This window comes from Paenarthrobacter sp. NPDC057355, from assembly GCF_042667405.1.
Lineage (GTDB): Bacteria > Actinomycetota > Actinomycetes > Actinomycetales > Micrococcaceae > Arthrobacter.
In genome coordinates, this window is the sequence record NZ_JBHVAL010000014.1 from 72259 (window position 1) to 97653 (window position 25395).

Here is a 25395-nt window from a genome sequence, read left to right on the forward strand (position 1 = left end):
AATTAGGTGGTGGAAACGCCAACACTTAGTCCTGGACCGGCTCGTCTAGGTGGTGAACCAGGTGGCATACGACGGCGGCCGGCTGACTCCGCAGGGCGGCCGCGCCTCAGGTGCGGGCCGTCTCAGACCCGCGGGCCGCCGTCGTCAACTTGCCCGTCGAGGCGCTGGACCAATGCATCCACGATCGGCAGTTGCCCTTTAACGAGCTTGGTCCTGGCCACGGCTTCCCCGAACCATTTGGCGTCGTCAATCTCCGGGAATTCCTTGATGGCACCGGAGCCTTTGGGCCATTCCATGGGGAAGGTGTTGCTGACAATCTCCTCGGGCTCAAAATCATTGGCTTCGGCGGCGAACGCGGTGTTGAGTTTGCCTGAGGGCTGCCGGAATGTGCCGAGCAAAACGTAGTCGGCCGGTGGGGGAGGAGTGCCGATTTCTTCGGTGAACTCGCGTCGTGCGGCAGCCAGCGCGTCTTCGTCGTCGGAAAATTCTCCTTTGGGAATCGACCAGGCGTGCTGGTCCTTCCGGGCCCAAAAAGGCCCTCCCATGTGGGCTATCCAGAGCTCCAATTCTTCGGCACTGTTTAGCCTGTAAAGGATGATGCCTGCGCTGCGGATACTGATGGTGCCTCCCGGGCCAAATGCTGCCTGCACATTTCACAAGAACACCTCAAGGCTACGCCGCTGCACGTCGCCGTTATCCAATCGATGTTAATTCCGGGATTCCCGGTGCCAATTTCACTTCCGACAGGACTGCGGCTCCTTGATAATCGAGGAGTTGTACCTTCTTCGGGGGTGGAAGGGTATTGCGGCCGGCGGGACCAGCCGCCGGCATTTCCGGGCGCATCAGCAGGAGGAAACAGCTATGGCAAGGTCAGTGAGGCTCCTTCCACGTGGGGGAAGAAAAATGATGGGGGTCGCGGTGGTTGCTGCGGTTGCCATGTCGATGTTTGCGGGAATTGGTCCATCCAACGCGGCGGACACAACGCCCATGGCCGATGATCCTGGCCCTGTGGGCAGTTTTGCGTGGAAGGGATTCAATTGGCAGAAGCGTTTCTGGGGCGGAGCGCCCATGTACAACGCAAGCTGGGATGCCAACAATGTCAGCAATCCGGACGCAAATGGCTATGTGAAACTGTCCATCAGCAATCCCACGGGATCGGCTCCGGTGGGCGCGGAATTCCAATCCACGCGTGAAGGTTTCGGCTACGGCACATACAGCACCACTGTGGAAAAGGACGTCAGTGCGCTTCAAAAAGAAGTGGTGTGGGGCTGCCTGTTCACCTACGATCCCAACGCCACGCCCGGATACACCGAGATCGACCTGTGTGAGGCCTCGGCGTGGGGCGGCGGTGCCGCGTACGGCGAAAGCTGGCCAGTTACCCAGGGACACGGGTACTGGTTCGACGCCACCTTGCCTCCCGGGCAGGGCAACAACACCGTCAATTTCGACGTCACCAATGCGCCGATCCTGACCCACCGGATGGTCTGGGAGCCGGGCAGGATCACCTTCGAGACGTTTGCGGGGGAAGGATACAACGGGCCACTTCTGAAGAGGACCGTACTGGAGGGCTCCACCGTTCCCACGCCCGCCAAGGAGCAGATCCACTTCAACCTGTGGGTTACCGGCGGCGGCGGCGGAGATGCGGCACACGTTGCGCCGGAATCCGTCACCATCAGGGACTTTTCCTTCGTACCGGCCAATCAGCTCACCGGGCCGACTCCTACCATCACGGGCACAGCCGCAGTGGGATCAACGCTGACGGCTGTTCCGGGAACTTGGCCTGCCGGAACCACCCTGGCCTATCAATGGTTCAAGAACGGCACGGCGATTTCAGGGGCCACGGGTTCCACCCGGGTTTTGGCCGCTTCCGATCAGGGTGCAAGCCTGACTGTCCGTGTGACGGGAAGCCTGACTGGCTATGCCTCGGCGACGAAGGAATCCGCCCCGACGGCGGCGGTGGCGGCAGGAACCTTGGTGGCCCCCACCCCCACCATCACCGGGACGCTCACGGTGGGTTCGACGTTGACCGCCAACCCGGGAACGTGGACTTCCGGAACTACGTTGGCGTACCAGTGGTACCGCTCCGGCGCAGTCATTGCCGGGGCAACGTCCAAGAACTACAAGCTCGTGAGTGCTGACAAAGCTGACACCATGAGCGTCAGAGTCACGGGATCCAAGGCAGGTTACACCACGGTGTCCAAGTTCTCGGCCAGCACAGCGGTGGTTCCCTAGAACGCGGTTGGCACGTCCTTCTGTGCGCGGACGGGAACGATCCTCTTGATCGCCAGGCCCAGCGCCAGCATGGCAAAAGCAGCCAAAGCGAACCAGAACAGGTCGCCGGCTCCGGTCATTGCGAGGGTGCCGGATCCCATCCCGCCCACGGCTGCTCCAGCGAGGGGGTTTGCGGGGTTGTTGTACATCGGGAAACTACCAAACTTTCTTGCGGTTGAATGCTGCGTCCAGGTACGCCTTGGCGTGGACAGCCTGGAGGAAGACATCGATAACGGTTTCGTACATGGTTGCGGCCAGCAGCATGTACCTCCAGCCCCGGAAGCGCACAGTGATGACGCGTTCGAGGATGAAGATGCCGGTGACGGCAATCCAGAAGGGCTGAAGGTTCAGGCCCATTCCTGAAATAAGCGCGAAGAGGATGGAACCAAAGTAGGCCAGCGTCACTACGACGCCGATCATGGAAAGGAACTGGCGGCCCCAGTAGGGCCTGGTCACTTTGGTCCACCCGTATTGCACGCAGTTCTCCACCGCACCCCGCTTCCACCGGAGCCGTTGCGCCCACAATTCGCGCCACGTGGGCATGACCTCCGTGACCAGGGTGCAGTTGGCCGGAGAAGCGATGCGGTAGCCCAGTGTCAGCAGGGCGAAGGAGAGTTCGTTGTCCTCGGTAAGGACGGACGTGTCGTAGATGCCGCCCTTGCCGTTGCCGGGTGGAAGGGTGCCTTGGAGGCGGGCGGCGGCGACGTCGCGAAGGGTCTTCACCCGGAACAAGGCGGCTGTCCCTGTAACCACCAAGCACTTGCCGTGCAGCCGCTTCACATCGCGGGCGTAGCGGGCGTATTCATTGCGCTGGAGATGGCCGACGAAACCGCCACCGGGACCTCCACGGAAGACCCCGCCCACCGCGCCGAGCAGCTCGTCCCGGAGTAGGTTTGCCGTGGCGTTCTCAATGAAGTCCAGAGCCAGCTGTGAGTCGGCATCCTGGACCAGGATCAGGTCTTCGGGATCGGCATCGGGAAGGAGCCTGCTGAGGGCGAAGTTCAGTGCCCCGGCCTTCTTGTCCTTGTTCCCCACGGTGCGGATGACCTCCGCCCCCTGCGCCAAGGCGAGTTCTTCGGTGTCGTCCGTGCAGTTGTCGGCCACCACGATCACGCGGTCAGGCCGATGGGTTTGGTTGTTCAGGGAGACGAGGGTTTCGGTGATGCCGGCGGACTCGTTGTGGGCCGGGACCAGCACGGTGACTACCCCGCCGGCGGCTCGGTGGGATCCTCGTGGCGCCACGGCGGCGTCCGGTATTTCTGTGTGGACTGTGGTTTCCGTGAGCATGGTATCCCCCTCCGTTCCGGCGTTGATTGCGTTGTCTCATTTAGAGTTCCAACGCCAACGCAAGAAAGGGGCGGGCAAACCGTCAAGGAAAACTCAAGGTTTGGTCAGGGTTTGCTTGAAGGCTCACGCAAACTGCCGCGGGCGCCTTGTGATGATTCGGAGGGCAGATCGTGGCGCCCCGAGGGGAACCATCGGAAGGGAAACGGGCTTCAGGTGCCAAAAAACCCGGGAAACGGAAAACTCCGGGTCCGCAGTTGCGGAATACCGGAGTCTCCAAATTCTTTGCCAAGTAACATGGTCCCAGACCAGCGGTCAATTTGGCTTTCGAATAAACCATACAGGAGATCCCGCAGTGCCTACAAATGTCCCCAATGACGGCTGGGTGGATGACTGGTTGAGCCCGGAACGGTTCGGGACCTACTTGACGGCTTCTGGTGGATCCCGGCGTCGCGCCCTGGATCTCTACGAGTGGAATGCGCATCTCGGCGCGGCATTTCTGCATGATCTGGGCCATCTGGAAGTGGGTTTGCGGAACGCGTACGATCGACAGTTGGCCGCGGCGGTCGTGGTCGGCGATACCCACTGGTCTGACCCAGCCACTCTTCTTACTTTGTTTCCGATCAGTTACCGCAAGCAGAGGGGGCAGCGAGTCGATACGAATGCAACCTCGAGGCGCAAAGTAGAGGAAGCCCGGACCCGTGCGGGGATGGTGCAAGGGCAACGAAGTCCCGCTCCAGGGAAGGTGCTGGCGGAGACAACTTTCGGCTTTTGGACCTATCTCACCTCGGACTTCCACGAGAAGGCGATCTGGGTTCCGTACTTGCACAAGGCCTTTCCCCCAGGGACGGACCGTAAGCATCTCAATAGGACTTTGATCCGTGTTCGCGACTTTCGAAACCGGGTAGCTCACCATGAACCCATCCTGTCCGGCTCTGAAGGTCGGCGCCGGGAGATTTCCTTCGTCGTCAAAGCTCTTTCTCCGGCAGCAAATCGCCATCTGACCGTCCAAAGTGAGGTCGCTGCAATTCTTGCGAAGCGTCCGTAGGAAAGTTCAGCCCCCCGCGAACTCGCGCTTAAACGCAAGAGGACGACGTCGGGAGGTCCCGGCGTCGTCCTCTTGCGTTTGTTTCGAGCTGCTTAGCGGCTCAGGGCAACCGTGAAGGTTTTCGGTCCGCTGAGGGTCACGGCGATTCCGCAGTTTTCAGCGGCAGCGCGGTGGGAGAGGGACTGGATGGCGGCATCGATGGTGTGGTCGATGGCCGACTTGTCCCAGATTTTCAGCGTGATGGAGTCAGTATGTGTCGTCATTGTCAGTACTTTCACTCAGGCCGTTGACAGCCCCAAGCCTCTTCGCCCGGGGCCGCATCCTCGTCGGTGAGGATTGCTGATTCAGCTTGTATGGGAACGAATTCCCTCATTCATGGTTCATGCTGCCCAACCTGAAAAACAAGCCAAACGGCCGAAGTGTGACCGATTACACGTTTCTCATTACTCCGTGTAACCGGTGGCGGCACTGCGCTCACGCCAGCGCTCAACCTCTGCCCGCATGGTTTCCTCCACGGCGTTGTAGGCGTAGACGGCGTCGGCTCCGAGCAGCAGGAATCCCGGTGTTTCGTCAGCCTCGACGGCACTGATGATCACTTGTGCAGCCTTGTCCGGGTCACCCGGTTGGGTGCCGTGGACGGTGTCGTTTTCCTTGCGGCGCTTGCCGGCCGTTTCGGCGTAGTCGTCGATGGCTGCGGCGGACTGTGTCAGGGAACGGCCTGCGAAGTCGGTCCGGAAACCACCGGGTTCCACAGCCGTCACGGTGATCCCCAAGGGTGCCAGTTCCTTCCGGAGGGAGCCCGAAATGCCCTCCAGCGCAGCTTTCGTGGCCGAGTAGTAGCCCGAACCGGGAGGGCAGATCAGGGCCCCGATGGAGGAGATGTTCACGATCGCACCGGAACGGCGGGAACGCATGCCGGGCAGGACGGCCTTGATCATGGCGACGGGACCGAAAACGTTGGTGTCGAACAGGGCCCGGACGTCGGCGTCGTCGCCCTCTTCAACGGCAGCGCGGTAACCGTAGCCGGCGTTGTTGACCAGGACGTCGACGCCGCCGAAACGTTCCTCCGCCTGCTTGACGGCCGCGTCCACCTGCGACTGGTCGGTGACATCGAGCGCCACGGCCAGTGCCGTCGTCGGGAATTCCGTGGCGAGATCCTGCAGGGAATCGGTGTTGCGGGCGGTGACGACGGCGTTATCGCCTTTCGCGAGGACCGCTTGGGCCAGCGCGCGGCCGAGGCCCGTGGAGCAGCCTGTGATGAGCCAGGTAGTCATGATGTTCCTTTCATGGGTGACCTATCCAACTGAACGCTACTCCCCGCGCATGAGGGAGTGCCTCCGTTAACGGGTACCGACAATGCCACTGTCGGGATCAGCCCACGTGGACCCACGGGCGGCGGCTCACGTCCGGTTCAGCCTCCCGCAGGACCTCACGGGTTACGGGCGCGATCTCGCCCTCGCCCAGGAACAGGAAACGCAGCAGGTTGGTGATCGGGTTGCCCTCGGTCCAGCGGAAATAGATGTGGGGCATCAGGCCTGTGACGTCGCGGATATGGAGCAGCACGGAGGCAATGGTGTTCGCCACCACCGGACCATGGACTTCCAGGATCCGGTAGCCGTGCCGCTCGATGCCCTTGACGTAGAGCTCGGTCTCGAAATCGGAGGTGTCATCCAGCACCACTTCCAGGAACATGCCGTGGTAGTTGAGGGGGAGGTGGCTGACCTCAATGGCGGAGACCAGCTTCTCCCGGTAAGCCTCGGCCGTGAGCCTGCGGGGTTCGTGCGCGATGAGGCGGATAGGACCTGCGTCGTCGAGGATGAATTCCAGGGCGTTGCGGTCCATGTGGACATGCGTGGCGTGCAACTCGAACGACCTCCGCACGCGGGACAGCAGGGAAATGCCGATGATCCCGGCGATGAAAACAGCTGCGATCCGGATGCCTTCCGGGCGCTCGACGACGTTCGCCACGGTGGTGTAGACGAAGACCGTGGCTATGGCACCGAAGGCGATAGTCCGCTTGCGTTGATGACGACGGCGGCTGGATAGTGTCACGGCGACGGCGGCTGAGGTCATGAGCACCAAAACGCCGGTGGCGTACGCACCGCCCTGGGCGTCGACGTCGGCTTTGAAGACCACGGTGATGAAGAAACCCACCAGCGTGAAGACGAGAACCAGTGGCCTGACTGCCTTGGCCCAGTCGGGGGCCATGCCGTAGCGGGGGAGGTAGCGAGGGACGAGGTTGAGCAGGCCGGCCATGGCGGAGGCGCCGGCGAACCACAGGATGGCGATGGTGCTGACGTCGTACACGGTTCCGAAGCCGAGGCCCAGGTACTCGTGGGCCAGGTAGGCCAGGGCGCGCCCGTTTGCCTGGCCGCCCGGTTCAAATTCGTGTTCGGGGATCAAGACCACCGTGGTGAAGCTGGAGGTGATGAGGAAGGAGCTCATGATCAGGGCAGCTGTGGTCAGCATGCGGCGCGTACCCCGGATCCGGCCCCTGGGCGCGGCATCGGTGTCATCCGGATCGCCTTGCACCTGCGGCATGACGGCAACGCCCGTTTCGAAGCCGGAGAGGCCCAGGGCGAGCTTCGGGAAAACGATGCACGCGATGGCGATGGCCATGAGCGGGTTCCCATGCGAGGTCCAGAGCAGCTGCCACCAATTCCCAACCGCCGTGGGATGGGTGAGCACTTCCACCACCGTGGTGGCGACGACCACCACGTTCAGCCCTAGGTAGAGGACCACCAGTACAACGGCGACACCGATTGCTTCCTTGAATCCGCGCAGGAACACCGCCGCCAGGAGAGCCAGGAGGAACAAGGTCACCAGCACGTTTTGGCCTTGCAACCAGCCGGGCATGACCGGGTTCTGGATGAGGTGGGCCGTGGCGTCGGCAGCGGACAAGGTCATGGTGATCATGAAGTCCGTGGCCGCGAAGCCCAGAAGAACCAGAACCAGGAGTTTGCCGCCCCAGCGGGGGAGGAGCCGCTCCAGCATGGCAATGGAACCCTCGCCGCGCGGGCTCTCACCCGCGACCCGCCGGTACACAGGCAGCGCACCGAGCAGGGTCACGGCAACCAGGACGATGGTGGCCAACGGCGAGATCACCCCGGCAGCAAGCGCAGCGATGGCCGGTTGGTAACCCAACGTGGAGAAGTAGTCCACACCCGTCAGGCACATGACCTGCCACCAGTGGTGCTTCCGCTCGTGGGCCGCGCTGACGCCGCCGGGGCCCTGATGCCGCCCTTTGTTGTCCTGCAGGCCGAACAGGAGCCAGGTCCGGAACGACGTCCAGCCCTTGGGTCCCTGCGCTGACGGGTCTGCCGGGGGCCTGCTTAACGTGGTCATGGGTTTCCTCCCAGCCCTACGCTCATTCAATCTGAGCTGAACATAGCACCGCTAAGGATGCTTGGTACCGGCTGGGGAGGATTCTTGATGAGTCCTTAACGCGGCAGGGGGCGGGAGGGCTGCCAACCCTCTCTCACATACCACACCCTTCCGGGCCACCCTCTCTCACGTGGTGATAGAGGGTTGCCCGGAAAGGGCCAGAACGTGAGAGAGCGTTGGAGGGCTGACACAGGAAAAGGCCGCCCAGGACATCGTGTCCCGGGCGGCCCTTCTTGTCAGTCGCGGCCTTTCTTGTCAGTGCTGGCCGAGCGAGCCACCCAGCGGTGGTATGGCACCCGGTCCGCGCCGGCCTTCCGGTCCGGTGGCGTCCTCCGACGTATCGCCTTGGAAGACTCCGGCACCTGACTCGTCCTCGTCCGAGCGCTCGGCCTCGCTGCGGGTGTCGCTCTCAGCGGTCCCGTCCGAATCGCCCTCAAGGTCGTCGGCCAAACCATTGGTCTGGTCGAAGGGGTGGGTGATCGGATTCAAGGTCTCCTCGCTTGCGGTGGTGCGTTCCGTATCCTTCTCGGTCACGATGTCCTCCTCGCTGCATCCAATTGATCAGTATCCTTACAATATCGGGATTTGGAGCCGCCCACCAGAGGCCGGGCGTGCCTTCCCCACCCTCTTTCGGGCGACGCTGCGGGAAAATCAACCCATACCGGCTGCTTATCGCTTCGAGGCGCGGCAAAGTGGGTCGGGAAGGCACGGGATTTACGACGCCGGGACGGCCGCGCTGCTGCGGGCGTATCGTTAAAGCCCCGGCCGCCTCTCGAAACGGACCAGTGTCATGGCGCGAATCATCATTATGGGCCCTCCCGGTTCCGGCAAAGGCACCCAGGCAGTCCATATCGCCCGGCATTTCGGCGTCCCGGCCATTTCAACGGGAGACCTTTTCAGAGCCCACGCGCGGGACAAGACCGCACTGGGCCTGGAGGCCGGCGGCTACATGGACCGGGGTGAGTTCGTGCCGGACCATGTGACCACCCACATGCTCAAGCAGCGGCTTGAGGACGTCGACGCCGCCAATGGGTTCCTGCTGGACGGCTATCCGCGGACCGTGATCCAGATCGGAGCGTTGGACGAGCTTCTGGCAGTGAGGGGACAGGCGTTGGAAGCTGTCCTTGCGCTCACAGTGCCGGACGAAGAATTGCTTGCCCGCATGCTGCTGCGTGCCAAGGAACAGGGCCGCCGCGATGACACGGAAGATGTCATCCAACGGCGCTTGGAACTGTATCGGGATGAGACCCAGGCAGTGCTGTCGGCCTACCTGCAGCGGGGGATCCTGCTCACGATTGAGGGATCGGGCGAGCGCGAAAACATCACGACCGCCGCCATTGCCGCCGTCGAAAAAGCGTTGGCGTCCTAGCCCGTCGCTGCGGGAAGTCCACCTCCGAGCACGCGGAGGTAGGCCGCGAAGCCCTCCGGTGCGCGGGCGTGAGTGCGCCCGGATGTCAGGACCCGCAAAGTGTCGGTGGCAACCACCCGGAATCCACGGCCGCGAAGACGCTCCACCAGCACGCGGTCCTCGTGGGTCCGCAGTTTGGGAAAGCCGCCGACGGCCAGGTACGCGGAGCCCCGGACACCCAGGTTCGCGCCGTAAATGTGCTGGTGGTCCTCGCGGAACGGGTGCAGTTCCAACCACCGCCCCAACACTGACGGGTCCAGATCGTCGGGGTCAGGTTCCACGGAACCCAGGACGGCGTCGGCGCCCTCGTTGGCGAGCTCCACCTGGCGGGTCAACCAGTTCGCTGGGACGGTGGAATCGGCGTCGGTGTTGGCGAGCCAAAGTGCCTGCAGCGGACCTGGCTGCTGCGGCGGACCTGGCTGCTGCGGCGAACCTGGCGGCGGCGGTGGGGCCAGCGACTCCAGCGCTGCGCGGATGCCCTGCCGTCGGCTGGCCCCTGTACTGCGCAGCGCAACGTTCATTGAACTGAACCGCGGATCACCGGCAACAAACCCGGCAGTGATGTCTGCCGAGCGGTCAGTGCAGCTGTCCAGAACAACGGTGATGCTGACCTGAATCTCCGGCCGCGAATGCTGCAGAGCATCCGCAGCTGTTCCAAGGGCTGCCAGCGCTTTGCCGATGTGCTGGTCCTCGTTGTGGGCGGGCACGACGACCGCCAGCTGCCGGATGCCCTGCGATTCCGGGCTTGTCATGTGGCGGTGTCCGGGGCGAGGAGGACCTCCAGGATGAAGTCTTTCTCCCGGTAAATCCCATGTGTTGGCCACTGAAGCGTGGTCCGGGCCATCGCATGCACCGCTTCCGCGTCGAGCTGCCAGCCGGAGATCGGGTGCCGCCAATGGCACAGAAGCAGCGTGCCTCCGGGGCGGGTGGAGGCCTGGATCCGTGCAAGGAGTTCGTTGAGCTCTTCCGGCGAGAGGTAGTAGCCGGTCTCGGACAACACCACCAGGTCGAAGGTACCTTCAGGCCATTCGTGGGGCACAGTGAGATGGCGAAACCCGGGCGAGTGTCCGGAGAATCGTTTCCGGGCTTCCTCCAACGCCTTGCTGCTGGCATCCACGCCGAGGAATGACTCGCAGCGCTCCGCGAGCTCCTGGCTCAGCGTGCCGATGGAACAGCCCAGTTCCAAGCCTGATTCATAGGATTCCCGGGGCAGGGCGGCCAGGGTCAGCGCGCGTTTCCGGCGCTCGTACCAGCTGGTGGTGTAGCTCCAGGGGTCCTCTTCCCTCGAATGGACCTCATCGAAGATCCTTTCCGCATCCTTGGCGCTGTTGGTGCCCGCCGTCGATGGCTGCCAGGCGAAGGTCTCCCACGGCCTGCCGAAGTGTTCCAGGAAAGTGCTCGAAAGCAAGGTCTCATCGCCGGGCTCTGCGGACAGGGGGTCCGTTTGGGAGGCGTGGGCGCGCATGGCCTTGGCCTTCGCGTCCCGTTCCGCAGACGAGAGCGGTACCCGGACCCAGTTCCGCCACGTTCCATCGTCCGGTCCCGCCCACAGCCAATACCAGATGGGGTACTCCAGGAGGCCGTGGCCTCCGGCACTGGCAAGCTCCGCAGCGGTCGAGCCAAGGGTGTCGTGGTCGGTGTGCCCGTCGGAACGGTAGGGGGCCACTATCGTCACGTTTTCCGCCGGCCGCCCTGAGTCCTCGATGACTTCCCGCACCGCGGCCGAGATCCGGTCTGCGTTTGCCGCTAGTTGGCCGTCCGGCAGTTCCAAAAACCGCCAGGCCGCGCTGGGGGCCAGCCCCGACACAGCCGCCCCGAACTCAGTGAGCCTGACAGCGGCAAGCTGTTCCGGCGTCGTCGTGGGCGATTCCGGGTGCGACGCCTCTCCGGCAGTGCAAAGCAGGAACCTGATGTCCGCGCCCGCCGCGTGCAGTTTGGCGACGAGGCCGCCGGCGCCGAGGGTTTCGTCGTCCGGATGCGCGGCGAGCACCACGAACGTCATCCCCGCGAGTTCATCCTGGTCCAGGGGAAGTTCGGGCAGGGCGGCAACACCGCTGCGCGCCCAGTCGGCCTCGGACGTGCCGGCATCGGCGTGCGTGAAAGTCACCAACTGCGGTCCCCTTTCAGCGTCAGGGCGCCCAGCTGGGCATCGTCGCGCATGGCGTGATGCTGCCGGATGTACAGGGAAAGGTCCGCCATGCGCTTTCCGTATGCCTCGTCGAACGCCAGGGGGCCGGGGCCGAGGTTCTGCGTCACCAGGGTTTGGACGCGTTCGACGGCGGCGGCTACAGTTCCGCGGACACGCAGGGCGTCGCTCCAGGGGCTTGGGTTGTCCCGGGTGGCGTCGTCGGGATCGGCCTCGGCGTCGAGCTCGCCAGCGTCGATGCGTTCGGCCGTCTGGGCGAGGTAGCCAATGATTCCGCTGATGGTGCGGTCGATGTCTCCCAAAGCGGCCAACGCAATCTGGTCCGGTTCGCGGCCATTGGCTGCGGCTTTTGTGAGTGCCGCGGCGAAGTCCCTGGCCACTGCGACAGCACCGCCCAGCCAGCAGGCAGTCACTCCCATTCCGCCCCATGCGAATCCGGGGCGCTTGAAGTACCAGTCCTCGCCGCCGACGGGGTTGGCCGGGACGTTGTCGAAATGAACTGTGCCGCTGGGGATCTCCTGCAGGCCGCGGCTTGTCCAGGACGGCGTCTCTGCCGTCACGCCGGGGTTTTTCAGGTTCACCGCGAACGCGGCCCGCCCGCCGTTGTCCGGAAGGTGCGCCGTGACGACGGCGCTGTCCAACTGCTGGGCCAGGGAGCACCATGGTTTGGAGCCGCTGAGGACGAAGCTGCCGTTTGCGGTCCGCTTGGCTTCGAGTTTCATCCCCGGACCCTCGGCGGCGAAAACTCCCCATGCACCTGCGGTGTCGGTTTCGACGCCGGACTGGGACAGGATCGCGAGGGCGTCCAAGTGGGGCTCAAAGACCCGCCCCGCGGCCACATCCACCGCGGTCACTGAGGCGAGGAGTTCCCACAGCTTGGCCGTGTTGCCTTCGCCGGGCATGGGAGCTGTTTGCCCAATGTCCTTTGCGATGCGAAGCAACGCCGGAACGTCACCCACGGCGGCGTGCACTTGGTGGAGCAAAGGCTCCAGGGCTTGGAGCTGTACAGGGACCGAGCTGATGCGTACGGGCTGGGGGTCGGGTGCGCTCATGGACCCAGCCTATTCTAAGGACCCTTAGTTTAGCTGCGGGCGAAAAGAAACGACGGCGGGAGGTTCCCGCCGTCGTCCGGCCAACAGCCTCCAACGAGCCCACCCCCTGCAAAAGTTCCCCTTTGTCGCCACATGACGGTCCATCTTCACAAGTTTTGTCATACGTGTCACATCCGCTTGTCACCAGTCATGACAGATTCCGTAGCTTGGAAGGGTCAGCCGATCCCGAGCCAGGAGAACCCAATGCCCCAATCCAACGAATCCGCCACCATCCCCGCCGACTCCCACAGCCCGCCGGGCCAAGGAACCGGCCGGCCCAGCCCCAAGAAGCCCAGCCCCAAGAAGCCCAGCTTCCTCAGCAACCTCGGTGCCGACCTCCCCGCGTCGCTGGTGGTCTTCCTCGTAGCCCTCCCGCTGTCCCTGGGTATCGCCGCCGCCTCCGGGGCGCCCATCATGGCGGGCCTTATCGCCGCGGCCGTGGGCGGAATTGTCGCCGGCAGCCTTGGGGGCTCCCCACTGCAGGTGAGCGGCCCCGCCGCGGGACTGACCGTCGTCGTCGCCGGTCTGGTTGCAGAGTTCGGCTGGCAGGTGACTTGCGCCATCACGGTTGGTGCCGGCGTCGTTCAACTGCTCATGGGTGTCAGCCGTATCGGCCGGGCCGCGCTGGCAGTGTCGCCGGTGGTGGTCAAGGCGATGCTCGCGGGCATCGGAATAACAATCATTTTGCAGCAACTCCATGTGTTGCTCGGTGGGCAAGCCGCTGGATCCGCCGTCGAGAACCTCACAGCGCTCCCCGCCGCTGTCACCAACGTCGAGCTGCACTCGGCGCTGCTTGGGCTGGCCGTCGTCGCGATCCTGCTGTCCTGGAAGTTCCTCCCCGCCGCCGTGCGTAAAGTACCTGGGCCGCTCGCCGCCGTCGTTGCTGTTACGGCGCTTTCCGTTGCGGTGGCGCCGGGCGTGGAGCGGATCAGCTTCAGCGGTTCGATTTTCGACGCCGTCGCCCTCCCCAGCCTGCCCGACGGCAACTGGCGCGCCGCCGTCATGGCCGTCATCACCGTCGCGCTGATTGCCAGCATTGAGTCCCTGCTCTCCGCCGTCGCCGTCGACAAGATGCATGGCGGGATTCGGACAAACCTCAACCGCGAACTCGTCGGCCAGGGTTCGGCGAACATGGTCTCCGGCATGCTCGGTGGCTTGCCCGTGACCGGTGTGATTGTCCGTAGCGCCACGAACGTGGAGGCCGGTGCGAAGAGCCGGACGTCCGCCATCCTGCACGGCGTGTGGGTCCTGGTGTTTTCCGCGTTGTTCGCCGGGCTTATCCAGCTGATTCCGCTGTCCGTGCTGGCTGGTTTGCTGCTGGTAATCGGCGCGAAGCTCATCAAGGTGGCGGATATCCGCACCAGTCTTCGCACCGGTGATCTCCTGGTCTATGCCGTCACCGTGGTCTGCGTTGTGGTCCTCAACTTGCTGGAGGGCGTCATCATTGGGCTGGCCCTGGCCGCGCTGTGCGTGCTGTGGCGGGTGCTCAGGGCACAGATCCAGGCGCACGCCCCGGTCGCGAACGGCCTACCGTGGCGGGTGACCATCGCCGGCTCATGCAGCTTCTTCGCGCTGCCCCGGCTCAACCGGGTTCTTCATTCCGTGCCCGAAGGCCAGGACGCCAGGGTCGAGCTCAACGCGGACTACCTCGACCACGCCTTCCGCGAGTCCCTGGTGGCCTGGGAGAAGCAGCAGCGGAACGGCGGCGCAACGGTGGTGGTGGAGGAACACGGCACAACCGCCTTCACCGACGCCGAAGACAACACGCCGCAACGTCAGGAACCGCGCGAGTTTCCGCTTCCGCCGCGCACGTCGTGGCAGGTCTCCGACGTGGCAGGCCAGAGGAACAACGACGACGGCGACCCGCACCCGCCGCTGCGGTCGATCCTCCTGGGCATCGACAAATACCACCGCCGGCACGCAGACAAAGTCCGGCCGTTGGTCCAGGACCTCACCGAAGGACAAAATCCGGACACGCTGTTCGTGGCCTGCGTCGATTCACGGGTGAACCCCAACCTGATCACCAGCAGCGGCCCCGGCGATCTGCTCACGCTGCGGAACATCGGAAACGTGGTGTGCAGCGATGACCACGATGCCTCAATCGACTCGACGCTGGCCTTCGCGGTGAAGGCCTTGTCCGTGGACTCGATCGTCGTCTGTGGCCACTCCAATTGCGGCGCCATGAAAGCTGTGATCGCCGATGCCGAAGGCTCAGATGCTGGATTGGGACGAGGGTTCGATACCTGGCTCGAGCATGCACGGCCCAGCTACCAGGCTCTCCTGGAGGGACACCCCGTGGCGCGCGCCGCCGAAGCCGAGGGTTTCAGCCGCCTGGATCAGCTCAGCATGGTGAACGTGGCCATCCAGCTGGGCAAGTTGTCCGAGCACCCAGTCAGCGGGCCAGCGCTTGCGTCCGGGCAGGTGCAGGCGACAGGACTGTTCTACGACATCTGCACGGCCCGCGTGGTCCTGGTGACACCGGAAGGGATCGAACAGCTGGACCCGAGCATGGCCGTCCGCTAAGTCCGGCCCGGCCCGGCCGTACCGCCACCACCCACTTTGGGCCACGAAACAGCCCCGGCACCCCGTATCCACGGCGTGCCGGGGCTGTTGCAGCTTCAAAGCCGGTGCTGGCGGCACACGCTACGCCCAGTGGTTTCGATGACGCCGCCCTGGGTACGGGATTAACCATTGAAAGGTGCGGAATACTGGACGGAGAACCACGAATTCCGGCAGGCAAGGGTTGCCGTTCGAGGAGGTGGCCGAGACGATGAATGACGGGAACAATGCTTTCCGGCGGAGGCTCGAGCGCGGGGCGGAACTTCGCGCTGTACGCGGTTGGGGCGGCAACGCCCAAGAGGACGCTGAACTCGAAGCCGCGGAGGCCGAAGAACGCGAGAAGCGGCGGAAGGTGGACGATGCCGCCCGCGTTGAATACCTGATCCGCGACGCCATGGACCAAGGGAAGTTCGACAACCTGAAATACGCCGGCAAACCGATTCCGGGGCTCGGCGAGCACTATGACCCCGACTGGTGGGTCAAGGGCCTGATCCAACGCGAACGCCTGAGCGGGATCGGCCCTCCCGCCATCTTGCTGAGGATCGAAGACGCCGAACTCGACGTAAAACTGGACCAGCAATACACCGAAAAACAGGTCCGGGACATCCTGGAAGACTTCAACAAGAGGGTCATCGAAGCCAGGCGGCAGTTGCAGGGCGGCCCTCCCGTGATCACAAAGCTCCGGGACGTGGACGCCGAGGTCCAGCGGTGGAGGGAACGCAGAGCCGCCTCAGCACCACCCGAACCGGAACCCGTGGCGGAAACCAGACGCACGTGGTGGCAGCGCCTGTGGAACGGCTCCGGCTGACCCAACTGAGTCGCAGATAACGTCGTTATCACCGTTCAAAACGACGTTTACTGTTACCTACTTGGGTGGGGCGCGCACAACAGCAGCCGACGGCGGAACCCGGGGCCCGCCGTCGGCTGCTGTTTGGGTTGTGGTGCCGTCAGGCCAGGCTGTCTTCCTTGGCTGCGACGGGCTCGGAAGCGGCAGGCTTCCGCGTGATCAGCGCCGACAGGTGTGCCTGCTGCTGGCGGAAGTGGCCGTGTGCGGTGAGGCCGAATTCGTAGGCGGACTCGGCGTGCTGGGTGAGGTCCACGCCGGTGATTTCGTGCTCATGGGGAACGCGGAAGCCAATGGTCTTGTTGATGATCCGGCCGATCACCAGGGTGCCCAGGCCGGACAGTGCGATCGTGATCACCACGGCTACGGTTTGCGCGATGAGCTGCTGCAGGCCGCCGCCGTAGAAGAGGCCGCCGCCAACCCCGTCAACAGGGGTAGCGATGAAGCCGAGGGAAAGGGTGCCAATGACGCCTGCGCCGAAGTGCACGCCCACCACGTCCAGGGAGTCATCAAAGCCGAACTTGTACTTCAGGTCAACGAACACTGCGCAAGCGGCACCGGCCACAAGGCCCAGGCCAACCGCGGCCAGCGGGGTGATGTTGGCGCAGGAGGGGGTGATGGCCACGAGGCCGGCAACGACGCCGGATGCGGCACCCAGGGAGGTCGGGTGGCCGTGACGGATCTTCTCGACGACAAGCCAGCTGAGCATCGCCGCGGCAGGGGTTACCAGCGTGTTGACCCAGATCAGGCCGGCCTGTTCGGCGGTGGTCGCGGCGCCGCCGTTGAAACCGAACCAGCCGAACCAGAGGATTGCCGCGCCGATCATGATGAACGGGACGTTGTGCGGGCGGTGGTTGGGGTCCTTGGCGAATCCGTGGCGCTTTCCCACGATCAATGCGAGGACGAAAGCGGCTGTTCCGGAGCTGACCTCAACCACTGCACCACCGGCGAAATCGATCACCTGGCCGAAGACTTCGGTGACGGCGCCGCCGGCGCTCATCAGGCCGCCACCCCACACCATGTAGGCCAAGGGGCAGTAGACAACGGTGATCCAGATCGGAACGAACAACGCCCAGGCGCCGAACTTGGCCCGGTCGGCGATGGCTCCGCTGATGAGTGCCACGGTGATGATGGCAAAGGTCGCAGCGAAGGTGGCCTTGATGAGGTCGGGGGTGCCTACGAGATCCTGCAGGCCGAAGTGCGCGAAGGGATTGCCAAAGAGCCCCAGGAAGCCGTCGCCGGTGGTCATCGAGTAGCCCCAAAGGACCCACACGACGCCCACGATGCCGGCCGAGATGAAGCTCATCATGATCATGTTCAGTGCTGCCTTGGCGCGGGTCATGCCACCGTAGAACAGACCCAGGCCCGGGGTCATGAAGAGCACCATTGCCGCCGACAACATCATCCAGACGTTCTGCGCAGAGATCTCCACCTGCGTTCCCTTCTTATCAAGCCTGTCCGAAACGGGCTGGACGTATCCGGCCCTCGCTAGCCCCCCGATCAATATTCGGTGAGCTATGTTTCCGACTCAGAAGAGCAAAGTTGCAGGTAAGTTACAGAAATCCCCGGTTCGTGAAGATCAGGTCACTGGCATGTTTCAGGGATGTTAACGGCGCTTCTCCCGCGGTCCTGCAGGGTAGCCGCCGCGGCGGCTCGCGATGATGATGCACAGCGCTATCGCCGTCGGAATCGCGGCCGCCAGCGGGACCAGTTGGGCGCCGAAGCTGGTCAAGGCGAACGCGCCATACACGGCGCCGACGGCGATGCCCAGTTGGATTGTCACCACCGTGAGGCCGTTGGCAGCGTCCTTGTGCTCGCCGCCCGCGCGCAGGATCGCCGCCTGGTTGTAGATGCCCACCGCGCCGAACGCGATGCCCCACAACGTCATCAGGCCGAACGCGCCCACCCAGGTGCCGCCGAGCGCCGGAAGCAGGGCGAAGGCCAGCGTCAAGAGTCCGACGGCGGCAATCACCGAGCGCCGCGGGTGCGAGTCTGCCGTCATGCCGGCAATCCAGATGCCCACAAGGCTGGCCACTCCCACCACGGAGAGGGACAGGCTGGTGGCGGATTCGGGAAGACCTGAGGCCAGAAGGAACGGCGCCACATAGGTGAAGAGCGTGAAATGGGCCAGTAACAGCAGGGGCCACGCGATGGCGACGGCGACCACGCCCGGCAGTTTCATTGCAGCCCGCAGCGACGGAGCGTTCCGGCTGCCCTGTTCGTGTGCTCCCGGAAGAAGCCAGAACGCCAGCGCCGCCAAAAGCACGCCTACTCCCGCCAGAACCAGGAAGGATGCCCGCCACGTCATCAGTGATCCCATAAGTGTGCCAATCGGAGCTCCCACCGCGAGCGCAATGCTGTTGCCGCTGAACACGACCGCCATAGCCTTGCCAACGGAGTGGGCCGGAACGATTCGTGCCACATAGGGCGCCATGCTGGACCACAGCATGCCGTGTGCGATGCCGCCAAGGAGCCGTGCCCCGATGGCCCAACCCAGGGCGGGGCTCAACGCCAGCAGGACATTGCTCAGGGCAAAAGCCAGGACGGTGGCTATCAAAAGTGTTTTCCGGGGCACGCGTCCGGCCAGGAAGCGTGAGAGGGGCAATGCCGTGAAGACGATGATGGCCGCATACACGGCTGTCAGGGAACCGACAGCCGATTCCTCCACGCCCAGGTCCCGGCTGATCTGGGGGAGCAGGCCGGAGGGCAGGAGTTCCGTTGTCACCGCTGTGAATCCTGCTGCTGCAAGCACCAACAGGCCACCCCATGGAATCTTGGAGGGGCGGTGGCTTGCTGACTGGTCCTGGGATGTCACCTCATCCGGCCTGGTGGCTTGCTGGGTGTCTGCCGCGGCAGGGTCCTGCGTCAAAGACGTCTCCTTTGGTGTGGGTCGCGTTTGGGGGCGTTAGCGCGAACAATCTCAACGCTACGCAACGAAGGCCCGCGGAGGGAGTGTCTGTCAGACCTACCCACGCACTTGGAATCTGCAGGCGACCTACCGCACACTGGGCCTGTGAAGTCGTTCCTCCTGCTGGCCACCCGCGCCGAAGACGCCGCAGCCGATGACGAGTACCAGGCCTACCTGCGTTATTGCGGACTGGATGCGTCCCAGCTTGTCCGCGTCCGCCTGGAATCCAATCCCATGCCGGCCATCGATCTGGCGGACTACTCCGGGGTGATCGTTGGCGGAAGTCCGTACACATCCAGCGATCCTGTGGAGGAAAAGAGCCCGGCGCAGATTCGTGTCGAGGCTGAGCTCTCGGCCCTGCTGGACCGGGTCGTGGCTGAGGACTTCCCTTTTCTGGGTGCCTGCTACGGCGTCGGGACGTTGGGTGTGCATCAGGGCGCCCTCATAGACAGGCGATTCGGCGAGCCGGTGGGTCCCACGGAGATCAGGCTGACCGTGGAAGGGGAGCAGGATCCCATGTTGCGGGGTGTCCCCTCGACCTTTGAGGCGTTCGTGGGGCACAAAGAGGCCTGCAGCAAGCTCCCGGAACACGCGGTGCTGTTGGCGAGCTCAGCTGCGTGCCCGGTGCATATGTTCCGGATCAAGAGCAACCTCTACGCCACTCAATTCCACCCCGAGCTCGACGCCGATGGCCTCGTTACCCGCATCAACATCTACAAGAACGCAGGGTACTTCCCGCCCCACGAAGCCGATGCGCTCATTGCAGCTGCCCGGGAATCGTCCGTGAAGGAACCCATGCGGGTGCTCCGGAACTTCACGCAGCGGTACGCACGCTAGTTGTGGGGCCTGCTTTGCGTGCTTGGGAGACAACTTGGGGCGCAGAGCAGGCCTCGCAACGCAGGGTCTCCCGGCTTACCGCGTGGCTGGAGGACCAGTGCTGGGCTGTGGCGGGGGTGGCGGAGCCGGTGCCGGGAAAGGCCCGCCCGGGTAGAGCGCCGTGGCTTCCATCATGTAGTTGGCCCATTGCGGTCCGGCGATCATGTAGCCGTCCAAGGACTTATAGAACTTTCCGTTAATTGTGACGTTCTGGCCCGCCCGCTGCTGTCCCGCCGTGGTGTCTCCAAAGAACGACGCCGTGGCGAGCGCCGTAGTGTAGCCGGCCACCCACGTTGCCCCGTTGTTGTTGGACGTGCCGGTTTTGGCGGCTACCGGGCCCCTGCTCTGGACTTTCGGTTCGATATAGACGCCTGACCCCAGCTTGAGTACGTCCTGCAGAACGGCGTTGACACCCCGCGCTACGGTCGGCTTCACGGCGTCGCGACATTCGGGCGTCTGGGCTTCGTACTCCCGTCCTTGGGCGTCGCTGATCCCGGTGACGGCGATCGGCTCACAGTACGTGCCGTCGTTGGCGAAGGTCGCATAGGCGCTCGCCAGGACAACGGGCGCGACGCCGATGGAGCCCAGGAGGTTGCCGATCTGGTGCATGTTGATCGGTGCATTATCCAGTCCGCTGTGGAGGCCAACGGTATCCACCATGCGCTGGATTCCGCAGAAGTCCAGCTGGGCCGCCGTGGCAAACGTTGCCGTATTGATGGAGTTGTAGAGACCGTAATTGATGGGCATGGGGCGGTAGTAGCCGGCGTCGTTGTTCTGGAGGTCGTCATCCGCCCCAAGGTTCTGGGCCTTTTGTGCGGTGCTGTAGCCACCCAGGACCTTGCCGCAACTGGAACGCCAGGGAAAGCCAACGGGGTATACCCTCCGGGAGGCATCCACCACAGCAGTGGGGTTCTTGCCCTCGTTGAGCCACTCCGCATAAATGAACGGCTTCATGGTGGATCCGGGCTGGAAGCCGCCGGCACCGTTGAGGTCGTAGCCGTTCTCATCCTTGGCGTCGACGTTGAAGTTCAATTGGGTATCGAACTTTCCGTCCTGGGGTACGAACACCGTGTTCTGCGCCATCGCGAGGATCTTGCCCGTGCCGGGCTGGACCGTGGTCATGGCAGCGCCCCATTTGTCCGGATTGTCACCGGCGGACGCGTCCACTTGTTGCTGTGCGATCGCTTGGAGCCTGCTGTCCAAGGTGGTGGTGATGGTGAGGCCGCCGCGGTAAAGCAACCGCTCGCGGTCCTGGACCGTATCACCGTAGGCCTCATTGTTAAGGATGAGATGCGATACGTAGTCGCAGAAGTAGGTGGCGATCGAAGCCCCGGCGCAACCCTGCAGGGACGGGGTAATCTGCAGCTCCACCGGAGTGGCTACCGCAACGCCATGGTCGACGGCCGTGATCTTTTTCTGCTCCAGCATCCGGTCAAGGACCAGGTTGCGCCTCGCCAATGCTGCTTTGGGGTCAACGGTGGGGTCGTAGATGCTTGGACCATTCACCAACCCGGCCAGCAGTGCAGCCTGGGGCAGCGTCAGGTCTGCAGCGGAGGTGCTGAAGAAGTACCGCGACGCGGCTTCGATGCCATAGGCATTCCGGTTGAAGAAGACGATGTTCAGGTACCCCTCAAGGATCTGGTCCTTGCTGAAGCGCTTCTCCAGTTCCAAGGCGAGCTTAATCTCGCGCAGCTTGTCGCCCACGGTCTTCTCGCCGCTGAGCACTACGTCCTCGGGGCGGCCCTGCGACAGCCGGGATTCGTTCAGCACATTGGTCACGTACTGCTGAGTCAGTGTGGACGCACCCTGCTTGGTTCCCTTGGTCAGATTGGAGCTCAGGGCCCGCATGATTCCGTGCGCATCAACACCGGCATGCTCGTAGAAGCGGCTGTCCTCGATGGCCACGATCGCTTCGCGGATAAAGGGCGACATGTCCTCAAGGGGAACCTTAACCCTGTTTTCCGCGTAGAAGGTGGCAATGTGTTGGCCGTCAGCAGTGACCACGGTGCTGGAAAGAGAAGGCGACTCGACATCGAGTTGGCTCGGAAGACTCTCGTAGAACCCTATGGATCCACCCACTGTGGTGCTGGTGAAAGCAACCACGGGGACCACGAAGCCGGAGATCAAAACTCCACATAGCAGGCTCACGAAGAAGAAACCGAAGACCCTCAAAAGGACCCTGCCCAGACCCAGAGGCCGCTTGTTTTTCCGCGCCATTTGCGTGCCAATCCGTAGGGATGCCAGGCTGAAAAGTAGCTACAGAATACGTCCGGAACGGCCGTTGTTCCATGGGTCAGGTACCCAATAATGGTCCCAAATCGGACTCAATCCAGCGGCAGCGTCACCCGCACACTGGTGCCCCGCCCAACGCTGGAGTCGATGTCGACTGTCCCACCGGCGTCGTGAACTGCTATGGACATCAACAGCAGCCCGAAGCCGTGCCGGCGCCCACTGGGGGCCGCATGGATCTCGAAGCCGTCGCCGTCGTCCGTGATGGTGAGTTGGATGCCGTGGTACACGGCGTTGAGGCGCACGGTCAGTTCAGCGGCGTTCGCGTAGTTCAGCGTATTGCTGAAGGCTTCCTGCGCCACGTGGTAGAGCAGGGCCGCCGCGGAAGAGGAGATCTCGATGCCGTGATGGGGAGTCTGCCAGTGGACGGTGACACCGGCTCGGCGGAGCGGTGCAGCGAGCCGGTCGATGCATCCTGCGACACCCAAAGCGTAGAAGTCCACGGGGTTCTGATCCTGGATGATGCCCCGGACTGCCCTTACTTCTGTTGGAGCTGCTGCCTGTTCCATTGGTTCCCCCACGTCTTTGTGTTCCATACCGGAAATTCGTTGTCGGAAGGCCTCTGTATTGGTATTCCGCTTGATTCCAGCGTGGCGCGGCTATATCAAGGAACCTTTTCGATTAGCTCAATTTCGGATCAAGTTTGCGGGGCGGGCTTGCGGGCTGGGGACTCTGCGGGTTCGCTAGAGCCGCCCGTCTGCTTCCAGGGCAGCCTGTTCAATGCGCTGACGGTGTGCGGCCAGTTCTTCTGCGGTCCGTTGAGGGATGTTGGGGTCGTTGGGCCTCTGTCCAGCTTGGCCATCAATGAGTTCCCGGATGATGTCCGCATGGCCTGCGTGGCGGGCCGTTTCGACGCACATGTGCACCAAGATCTGGTGCAGGGTGACGTTCCTTTTCTCCTCGGACCACCATGGCACTACGCCAGGCGCGTCCAGGGGCAGTTCCTCGATAGTGGCGTCGCTGTGCTTGGCGGAGTAGTGGTGGAGGTCGATGATGTCTTGGATGCTCTCGTTTGCCGGAACCCACATGTCTGCGTCAGGTTCGGCTTTGTCGTCGTACCAGGGGAGCTCCCGCCCGTTCGGCCGCCCAAACGTCTCCCCAAAGTAGCCCAGCTCCACACCGGCAACGTGTTTCACCAGGCCCAGCAGGTTGGTTCCCGTGGGGGTCATGGGCCTGCGGACATCGTATTCGCTGAGGCCCTGGACTTTGCCCAGGAGGTCAGCCCTGCGGGTCCGGAGATAGTTGAGCAACGTTGTTTTGTCATCCATGGTGAGCACTCTACCGACAGGGTGCTGGGCCGGGTCCGCCGGGTTCGCCGGAAACCTGCGCGGGAGTGGGGAACGTTTCGGCTCGCCCGCAGCTCTCCCACGACCTCGAGATGCCCGACGGCGGTGCTAGCGCGGCCCTTTGTCGATGACGCAGAAGCGGTTGCCCTCAGGGTCTGCCAGAACCACAAAGTCAGGGTCTTCCGGGTAGAGGTCCCAGTCCACGTGCCCCGCGCCCAGTTCGATGAGCCGCTCGATCTCGGCGGCTTGGTCATCCGCATACAGGTCCAGGTGGATCCGGGGGTGTTCCTGGATCGGGGTTTCGCTGAACATCAGGGCGAGTTGTGCGCCGGGTCCAGCGGCTGGCACCAGGATCACCCAAGTGTCATCGCCCGGCTCGCGGGGTACGTAGCCCAAAGCGGCCTGCCAGAATTCCGTTGCGCGGGCAATGTTGTTGACGCCCAGAACCGTGCTGCCGATGGTCAACATGTGCCCAGCGTAGTCCCTTGTTCCGGCGGCAGGTGGGTGCCACAGTGAACCATGGTCACAGAAGAAGACGTCCGTGAGATCTGCCTGGGCCTGCCTGGGGTCACCGAGCGGCCCAGTTGGGGGCAACCCGCGTGGTTCGCTAAGACGCTCATGGCCCGACTCTGGGAAGACGGTGTGCTGACGGTGAAGACGGACGAACGGGAAGCCCTCGCGGGTACTGATCCGGAGACGTACTTCTGGACCCCGCACCACGATCGATCCCCGAACCTGGTCCTGGTCCACTTGGACAGGATCGACGCCGACGAACTCGCCGAGCTGCTCCAGGAGTCGTACCGGATCGCCGGAGCCTCGACGTTGGGGTGAGGCCCGCGACCTCGCTGGAAAACGACGAAATCGCCGGAACCTTCCCGGCGAAGTGGCAGTGTTGCGGCGATTTCGGCGCAGCGCTGCAGGCTAGACTCGGCCGCATGGGGGACAACAACACACGTGGGGAACAAGACCAACCGCGGCCTGCACGGAAACTGCCGGCCGCCGTCGTGCCTTTGCTGGGGCTGATCGCGGTGATCGTCGGGCTGATCGTGGCCTTTTGGGCCGGGCTGGCCGTCGGACGGCGACGCCGCTAGCGAAACCGCCGGAAAACGACGAAATCGCCGGAAGCTTCCCTACGAACAGGCAGCGTTCCGGCGATCTCGGCGGCAAACCAAAGGCTAGGTGAGCTTCACCTGGCGGTTCATGTCCTTGTACAGCAGGTACCGGAACTCGCCCGGGCCGCCCGCGTAGCAAGCCTGCGGGCAGAACGCGCGCAGCCACATGAAGTCGCCGGCCTCCACCTCAACCCAGTCGTTGTTGAGCAAGTACATGGCCTTGCCCTCCAGGACGTACAGGCCGTGCTCCATGACGTGGGTCTCCGGGAAGGGGATCACACCGCCGGGCTGGAAGGTGACGATGTTGACCTGCATGTCGTGCGCGAGGTCGGTGGAATCCGTGAAGCGCGTGGTCTTCCAGACATCGTTGGTGTCCGGCATGGACGTGGGCTCGATGTCTTTCTCGTTGGTGACGAAGGACTTGGCTTCGTAACCCTCGAGTCGCTCGTAGGCCTTGCGGATCCAGTGGTAGGAAACGATGTCGTTGGACACGTTTTCCACGCCCCACTCCGCACCGGCGGCGAGGTAGGCGTAGCCGCCTTCTTCGAGGTGGTGCAGTTCGCCGTCGAGGGTCAGGTTGAGCTGGCCCTTGGTGACGAAAACAACGCCTTCGACGCCGGACTCGAACTCAGCCTTCGGAGCGCCGCCGCCCGGAGCGATCTCCACGATCAGCTGCGAGAACGTGGTGGCGAAGCCCGAGATCGGACGTGCGATGATCCAGGACCGCGTGTTGGTGAAGCCCGGCAGGTTGCTGGTGACGATGTCCGTCATGACGCCCTTGGGGATCACCGTGTACGCCTCGGTGACGATCGCCCGTTCGGTGGTCAGGTGGGTCTGCGGCGGCAGTCCGCCCTGCGGGTAGTAATAGTTGCCCATGCGAAATGCTCCT

At 63.7% G+C, this 25395-nt stretch carries 25 protein-coding genes; 8 read left to right on the top strand and 17 right to left on the bottom strand.

Annotated elements, in window-relative coordinates:
• Positions 1-122: 122 nt before the first annotated feature.
• Positions 123-620, bottom strand: coding sequence for an NUDIX domain-containing protein (locus ACFUOZ_RS15295; RefSeq protein WP_377549683.1), 498 nt, complete (start codon positions 618-620; stop codon positions 123-125).
• Positions 621-903: 283 nt separating this feature from the next.
• Here ACFUOZ_RS15295 and ACFUOZ_RS15300 point away from each other — a divergent pair, with 283 nt between their 5' ends.
• Positions 904-2232, top strand: a complete 1329-nt coding sequence (locus ACFUOZ_RS15300) for a hypothetical protein (protein WP_377549611.1) — start codon at positions 904-906, stop codon at positions 2230-2232.
• On the opposite strand, the gene ACFUOZ_RS15305 is transcribed toward ACFUOZ_RS15300, so the two are convergent.
• Positions 2229-2420 carry a hypothetical protein gene (locus tag ACFUOZ_RS15305; protein WP_377549612.1) on the bottom strand — a complete coding sequence of 64 codons (192 nt, stop codon included), beginning with the start codon at positions 2418-2420 and terminating at the stop codon, positions 2229-2231. The genes ACFUOZ_RS15300 and ACFUOZ_RS15305 overlap by 4 nt on opposite strands.
• Before the next feature lie 7 nt (positions 2421-2427).
• On the bottom strand, positions 2428-3558 hold the full coding sequence (locus ACFUOZ_RS15310; RefSeq protein ID WP_377549614.1) for a glycosyltransferase: 1131 nt from the start codon (positions 3556-3558) through the stop codon (positions 2428-2430).
• A gap of 352 nt (positions 3559-3910) precedes the next feature.
• Between ACFUOZ_RS15310 and ACFUOZ_RS15315 the strand changes: the two genes are divergently transcribed.
• On the top strand, positions 3911-4603 hold the full coding sequence (locus ACFUOZ_RS15315; protein ID WP_377549616.1) for a hypothetical protein: 693 nt from the start codon (positions 3911-3913) through the stop codon (positions 4601-4603).
• A gap of 92 nt (positions 4604-4695) precedes the next feature.
• Here the strand turns inward: ACFUOZ_RS15315 and ACFUOZ_RS15320 are convergent, their stop codons facing one another.
• From ACFUOZ_RS15320 to ACFUOZ_RS15335, 4 genes are all read right to left on the bottom strand, one after another.
• Positions 4696-4866: a hypothetical protein gene (locus tag ACFUOZ_RS15320; protein ID WP_186313584.1), complete on the bottom strand. Its 171-nt coding sequence runs from the start codon at positions 4864-4866 to the stop codon at positions 4696-4698.
• Between the two features lie 180 nt (positions 4867-5046).
• Positions 5047-5877, bottom strand: coding sequence for an oxidoreductase (locus ACFUOZ_RS15325; RefSeq protein ID WP_377549619.1), 831 nt, complete (start codon positions 5875-5877; stop codon positions 5047-5049).
• 97 nt (positions 5878-5974) lie between these two features.
• Positions 5975-7948 carry an amino acid transporter gene (locus ACFUOZ_RS15330; RefSeq protein WP_377549621.1) on the bottom strand — a complete coding sequence of 658 codons (1974 nt, stop codon included), beginning with the start codon at positions 7946-7948 and terminating at the stop codon, positions 5975-5977.
• 294 nt (positions 7949-8242) lie between these two features.
• Entirely contained in the window at positions 8243-8521 is a 279-nt protein-coding gene (locus ACFUOZ_RS15335; RefSeq protein WP_377549623.1) for a hypothetical protein, read from the bottom strand.
• A 256-nt stretch (positions 8522-8777) separates the two neighbouring features.
• On the opposite strand from ACFUOZ_RS15335, the gene ACFUOZ_RS15340 reads away from it, so the two are divergent.
• Positions 8778-9356, top strand: a complete 579-nt coding sequence (locus ACFUOZ_RS15340) for an adenylate kinase (RefSeq protein WP_377549625.1) — start codon at positions 8778-8780, stop codon at positions 9354-9356.
• Here ACFUOZ_RS15340 and ACFUOZ_RS15345 read toward each other — a convergent pair.
• From ACFUOZ_RS15345 to ACFUOZ_RS15355, 3 genes are read right to left on the bottom strand one after another with little or no spacing between them, the layout of a single operon-like run.
• Positions 9353-10147, bottom strand: coding sequence for a glycosyltransferase (locus ACFUOZ_RS15345; RefSeq protein WP_377549627.1), 795 nt, complete (start codon positions 10145-10147; stop codon positions 9353-9355). The two genes, ACFUOZ_RS15340 and ACFUOZ_RS15345, sit on opposite strands and share 4 nt — an antisense overlap.
• Entirely contained in the window at positions 10144-11505 is a 1362-nt protein-coding gene (locus ACFUOZ_RS15350; RefSeq protein WP_377549629.1) for a PIG-L family deacetylase, read from the bottom strand. The genes ACFUOZ_RS15345 and ACFUOZ_RS15350 overlap by 4 nt, the downstream gene beginning before the upstream one ends.
• Positions 11499-12593, bottom strand: coding sequence for an acyl-CoA dehydrogenase family protein (locus ACFUOZ_RS15355; RefSeq protein WP_377549631.1), 1095 nt, complete (start codon positions 12591-12593; stop codon positions 11499-11501). Before ACFUOZ_RS15355 ends, ACFUOZ_RS15350 begins: the two co-directional genes overlap by 7 nt.
• A 243-nt stretch (positions 12594-12836) precedes the next feature.
• On the opposite strand from ACFUOZ_RS15355, the gene ACFUOZ_RS15360 reads away from it, so the two are divergent.
• Together ACFUOZ_RS15360 and ACFUOZ_RS15365 are read left to right on the top strand one after the other, a co-directional pair.
• Positions 12837-15155 (top strand): SulP family inorganic anion transporter, encoded by a 2319-nt coding sequence (locus ACFUOZ_RS15360; protein WP_377549633.1) that lies wholly within the window; start codon positions 12837-12839, stop codon positions 15153-15155.
• Positions 15156-15402: 247 nt separating this feature from the next.
• Entirely contained in the window at positions 15403-15999 is a 597-nt protein-coding gene (locus ACFUOZ_RS15365) for a DnaJ family domain-containing protein (RefSeq protein WP_377549635.1), read from the top strand.
• A 139-nt stretch (positions 16000-16138) separates the two neighbouring features.
• Here the strand turns inward: ACFUOZ_RS15365 and ACFUOZ_RS15370 are convergent, their stop codons facing one another.
• Positions 16139-17467, bottom strand: a complete 1329-nt coding sequence (locus ACFUOZ_RS15370; protein WP_262276060.1) for an ammonium transporter — start codon at positions 17465-17467, stop codon at positions 16139-16141.
• 174 nt (positions 17468-17641) lie between these two features.
• On the bottom strand, positions 17642-18850 hold the full coding sequence (locus ACFUOZ_RS15375; RefSeq protein ID WP_377549685.1) for an MFS transporter: 1209 nt from the start codon (positions 18848-18850) through the stop codon (positions 17642-17644).
• A gap of 198 nt (positions 18851-19048) precedes the next feature.
• Between ACFUOZ_RS15375 and ACFUOZ_RS15380 the strand changes: the two genes are divergently transcribed.
• Positions 19049-19780 carry a glutamine amidotransferase gene (locus ACFUOZ_RS15380; protein WP_377549637.1) on the top strand — a complete coding sequence of 244 codons (732 nt, stop codon included), beginning with the start codon at positions 19049-19051 and terminating at the stop codon, positions 19778-19780.
• Positions 19781-19855: 75 nt separating this feature from the next.
• Here the strand turns inward: ACFUOZ_RS15380 and ACFUOZ_RS15385 are convergent, their stop codons facing one another.
• From ACFUOZ_RS15385 to ACFUOZ_RS15400, 4 genes are all read right to left on the bottom strand, one after another.
• A complete protein-coding gene (locus ACFUOZ_RS15385; protein WP_377549639.1) occupies positions 19856-22036 on the bottom strand; it encodes a transglycosylase domain-containing protein in 2181 nt (726 codons plus the stop codon).
• 107 nt (positions 22037-22143) lie between these two features.
• Positions 22144-22644 (bottom strand): sensor histidine kinase, encoded by a 501-nt coding sequence (locus ACFUOZ_RS15390; RefSeq protein WP_377549641.1) that lies wholly within the window; start codon positions 22642-22644, stop codon positions 22144-22146.
• Positions 22645-22791: 147 nt separating this feature from the next.
• Positions 22792-23376, bottom strand: coding sequence for a DinB family protein (locus ACFUOZ_RS15395; protein ID WP_377549643.1), 585 nt, complete (start codon positions 23374-23376; stop codon positions 22792-22794).
• Positions 23377-23502: 126 nt separating this feature from the next.
• Positions 23503-23862 carry a VOC family protein gene (locus tag ACFUOZ_RS15400; protein ID WP_377549645.1) on the bottom strand — a complete coding sequence of 120 codons (360 nt, stop codon included), beginning with the start codon at positions 23860-23862 and terminating at the stop codon, positions 23503-23505.
• Between the two features lie 51 nt (positions 23863-23913).
• On the opposite strand from ACFUOZ_RS15400, the gene ACFUOZ_RS15405 reads away from it, so the two are divergent.
• Together ACFUOZ_RS15405 and ACFUOZ_RS15410 are read left to right on the top strand one after the other, a co-directional pair.
• Positions 23914-24225 carry an MmcQ/YjbR family DNA-binding protein gene (locus ACFUOZ_RS15405; protein ID WP_377549647.1) on the top strand — a complete coding sequence of 104 codons (312 nt, stop codon included), beginning with the start codon at positions 23914-23916 and terminating at the stop codon, positions 24223-24225.
• Between the two features lie 104 nt (positions 24226-24329).
• Positions 24330-24485: a hypothetical protein gene (locus ACFUOZ_RS15410; RefSeq protein WP_377549649.1), complete on the top strand. Its 156-nt coding sequence runs from the start codon at positions 24330-24332 to the stop codon at positions 24483-24485.
• Positions 24486-24569: 84 nt separating this feature from the next.
• On the opposite strand, the gene ACFUOZ_RS15415 is transcribed toward ACFUOZ_RS15410, so the two are convergent.
• Positions 24570-25382 (bottom strand): bifunctional allantoicase/(S)-ureidoglycine aminohydrolase, encoded by an 813-nt coding sequence (locus tag ACFUOZ_RS15415; protein ID WP_377549651.1) that lies wholly within the window; start codon positions 25380-25382, stop codon positions 24570-24572.
• Between the last annotated feature and the right edge of the window lie 13 nt (positions 25383-25395).

Coding starts and splice junctions, on each gene's coding strand:
- ACFUOZ_RS15300 (WP_377549611.1), top strand. CDS start 904: ATGATGGGGGTCGCGGTGGTTGCTGCGGTTGCCATGTCGATGTTTGCG.
- ACFUOZ_RS15305 (WP_377549612.1), bottom strand. CDS start 2,420: ATGTACAACAACCCCGCAAACCCCCTCGCTGGAGCAGCCGTGGGCGGG.
- ACFUOZ_RS15310 (WP_377549614.1), bottom strand. CDS start 3,558: ATGCTCACGGAAACCACAGTCCACACAGAAATACCGGACGCCGCCGTG.
- ACFUOZ_RS15320 (WP_186313584.1), bottom strand. CDS start 4,866: ATGACGACACATACTGACTCCATCACGCTGAAAATCTGGGACAAGTCG.
- ACFUOZ_RS15325 (WP_377549619.1), bottom strand. CDS start 5,877: ATGACTACCTGGCTCATCACAGGCTGCTCCACGGGCCTCGGCCGCGCG.
- ACFUOZ_RS15330 (WP_377549621.1), bottom strand. CDS start 7,948: ATGACCACGTTAAGCAGGCCCCCGGCAGACCCGTCAGCGCAGGGACCC.
- ACFUOZ_RS15340 (WP_377549625.1), top strand. CDS start 8,778: ATGGCGCGAATCATCATTATGGGCCCTCCCGGTTCCGGCAAAGGCACC.
- ACFUOZ_RS15345 (WP_377549627.1), bottom strand. CDS start 10,147: ATGACAAGCCCGGAATCGCAGGGCATCCGGCAGCTGGCGGTCGTCGTG.
- ACFUOZ_RS15355 (WP_377549631.1), bottom strand. CDS start 12,593: ATGAGCGCACCCGACCCCCAGCCCGTACGCATCAGCTCGGTCCCTGTA.
- ACFUOZ_RS15360 (WP_377549633.1), top strand. CDS start 12,837: ATGCCCCAATCCAACGAATCCGCCACCATCCCCGCCGACTCCCACAGC.
- ACFUOZ_RS15365 (WP_377549635.1), top strand. CDS start 15,403: ATGAATGACGGGAACAATGCTTTCCGGCGGAGGCTCGAGCGCGGGGCG.
- ACFUOZ_RS15385 (WP_377549639.1), bottom strand. CDS start 22,036: ATGGCGCGGAAAAACAAGCGGCCTCTGGGTCTGGGCAGGGTCCTTTTG.
- ACFUOZ_RS15390 (WP_377549641.1), bottom strand. CDS start 22,644: ATGGAACACAAAGACGTGGGGGAACCAATGGAACAGGCAGCAGCTCCA.
- ACFUOZ_RS15395 (WP_377549643.1), bottom strand. CDS start 23,376: ATGGATGACAAAACAACGTTGCTCAACTATCTCCGGACCCGCAGGGCT.
- ACFUOZ_RS15400 (WP_377549645.1), bottom strand. CDS start 23,862: ATGTTGACCATCGGCAGCACGGTTCTGGGCGTCAACAACATTGCCCGC.
- ACFUOZ_RS15405 (WP_377549647.1), top strand. CDS start 23,914: ATGGTCACAGAAGAAGACGTCCGTGAGATCTGCCTGGGCCTGCCTGGG.
- ACFUOZ_RS15410 (WP_377549649.1), top strand. CDS start 24,330: ATGGGGGACAACAACACACGTGGGGAACAAGACCAACCGCGGCCTGCA.
- ACFUOZ_RS15415 (WP_377549651.1), bottom strand. CDS start 25,382: ATGGGCAACTATTACTACCCGCAGGGCGGACTGCCGCCGCAGACCCAC.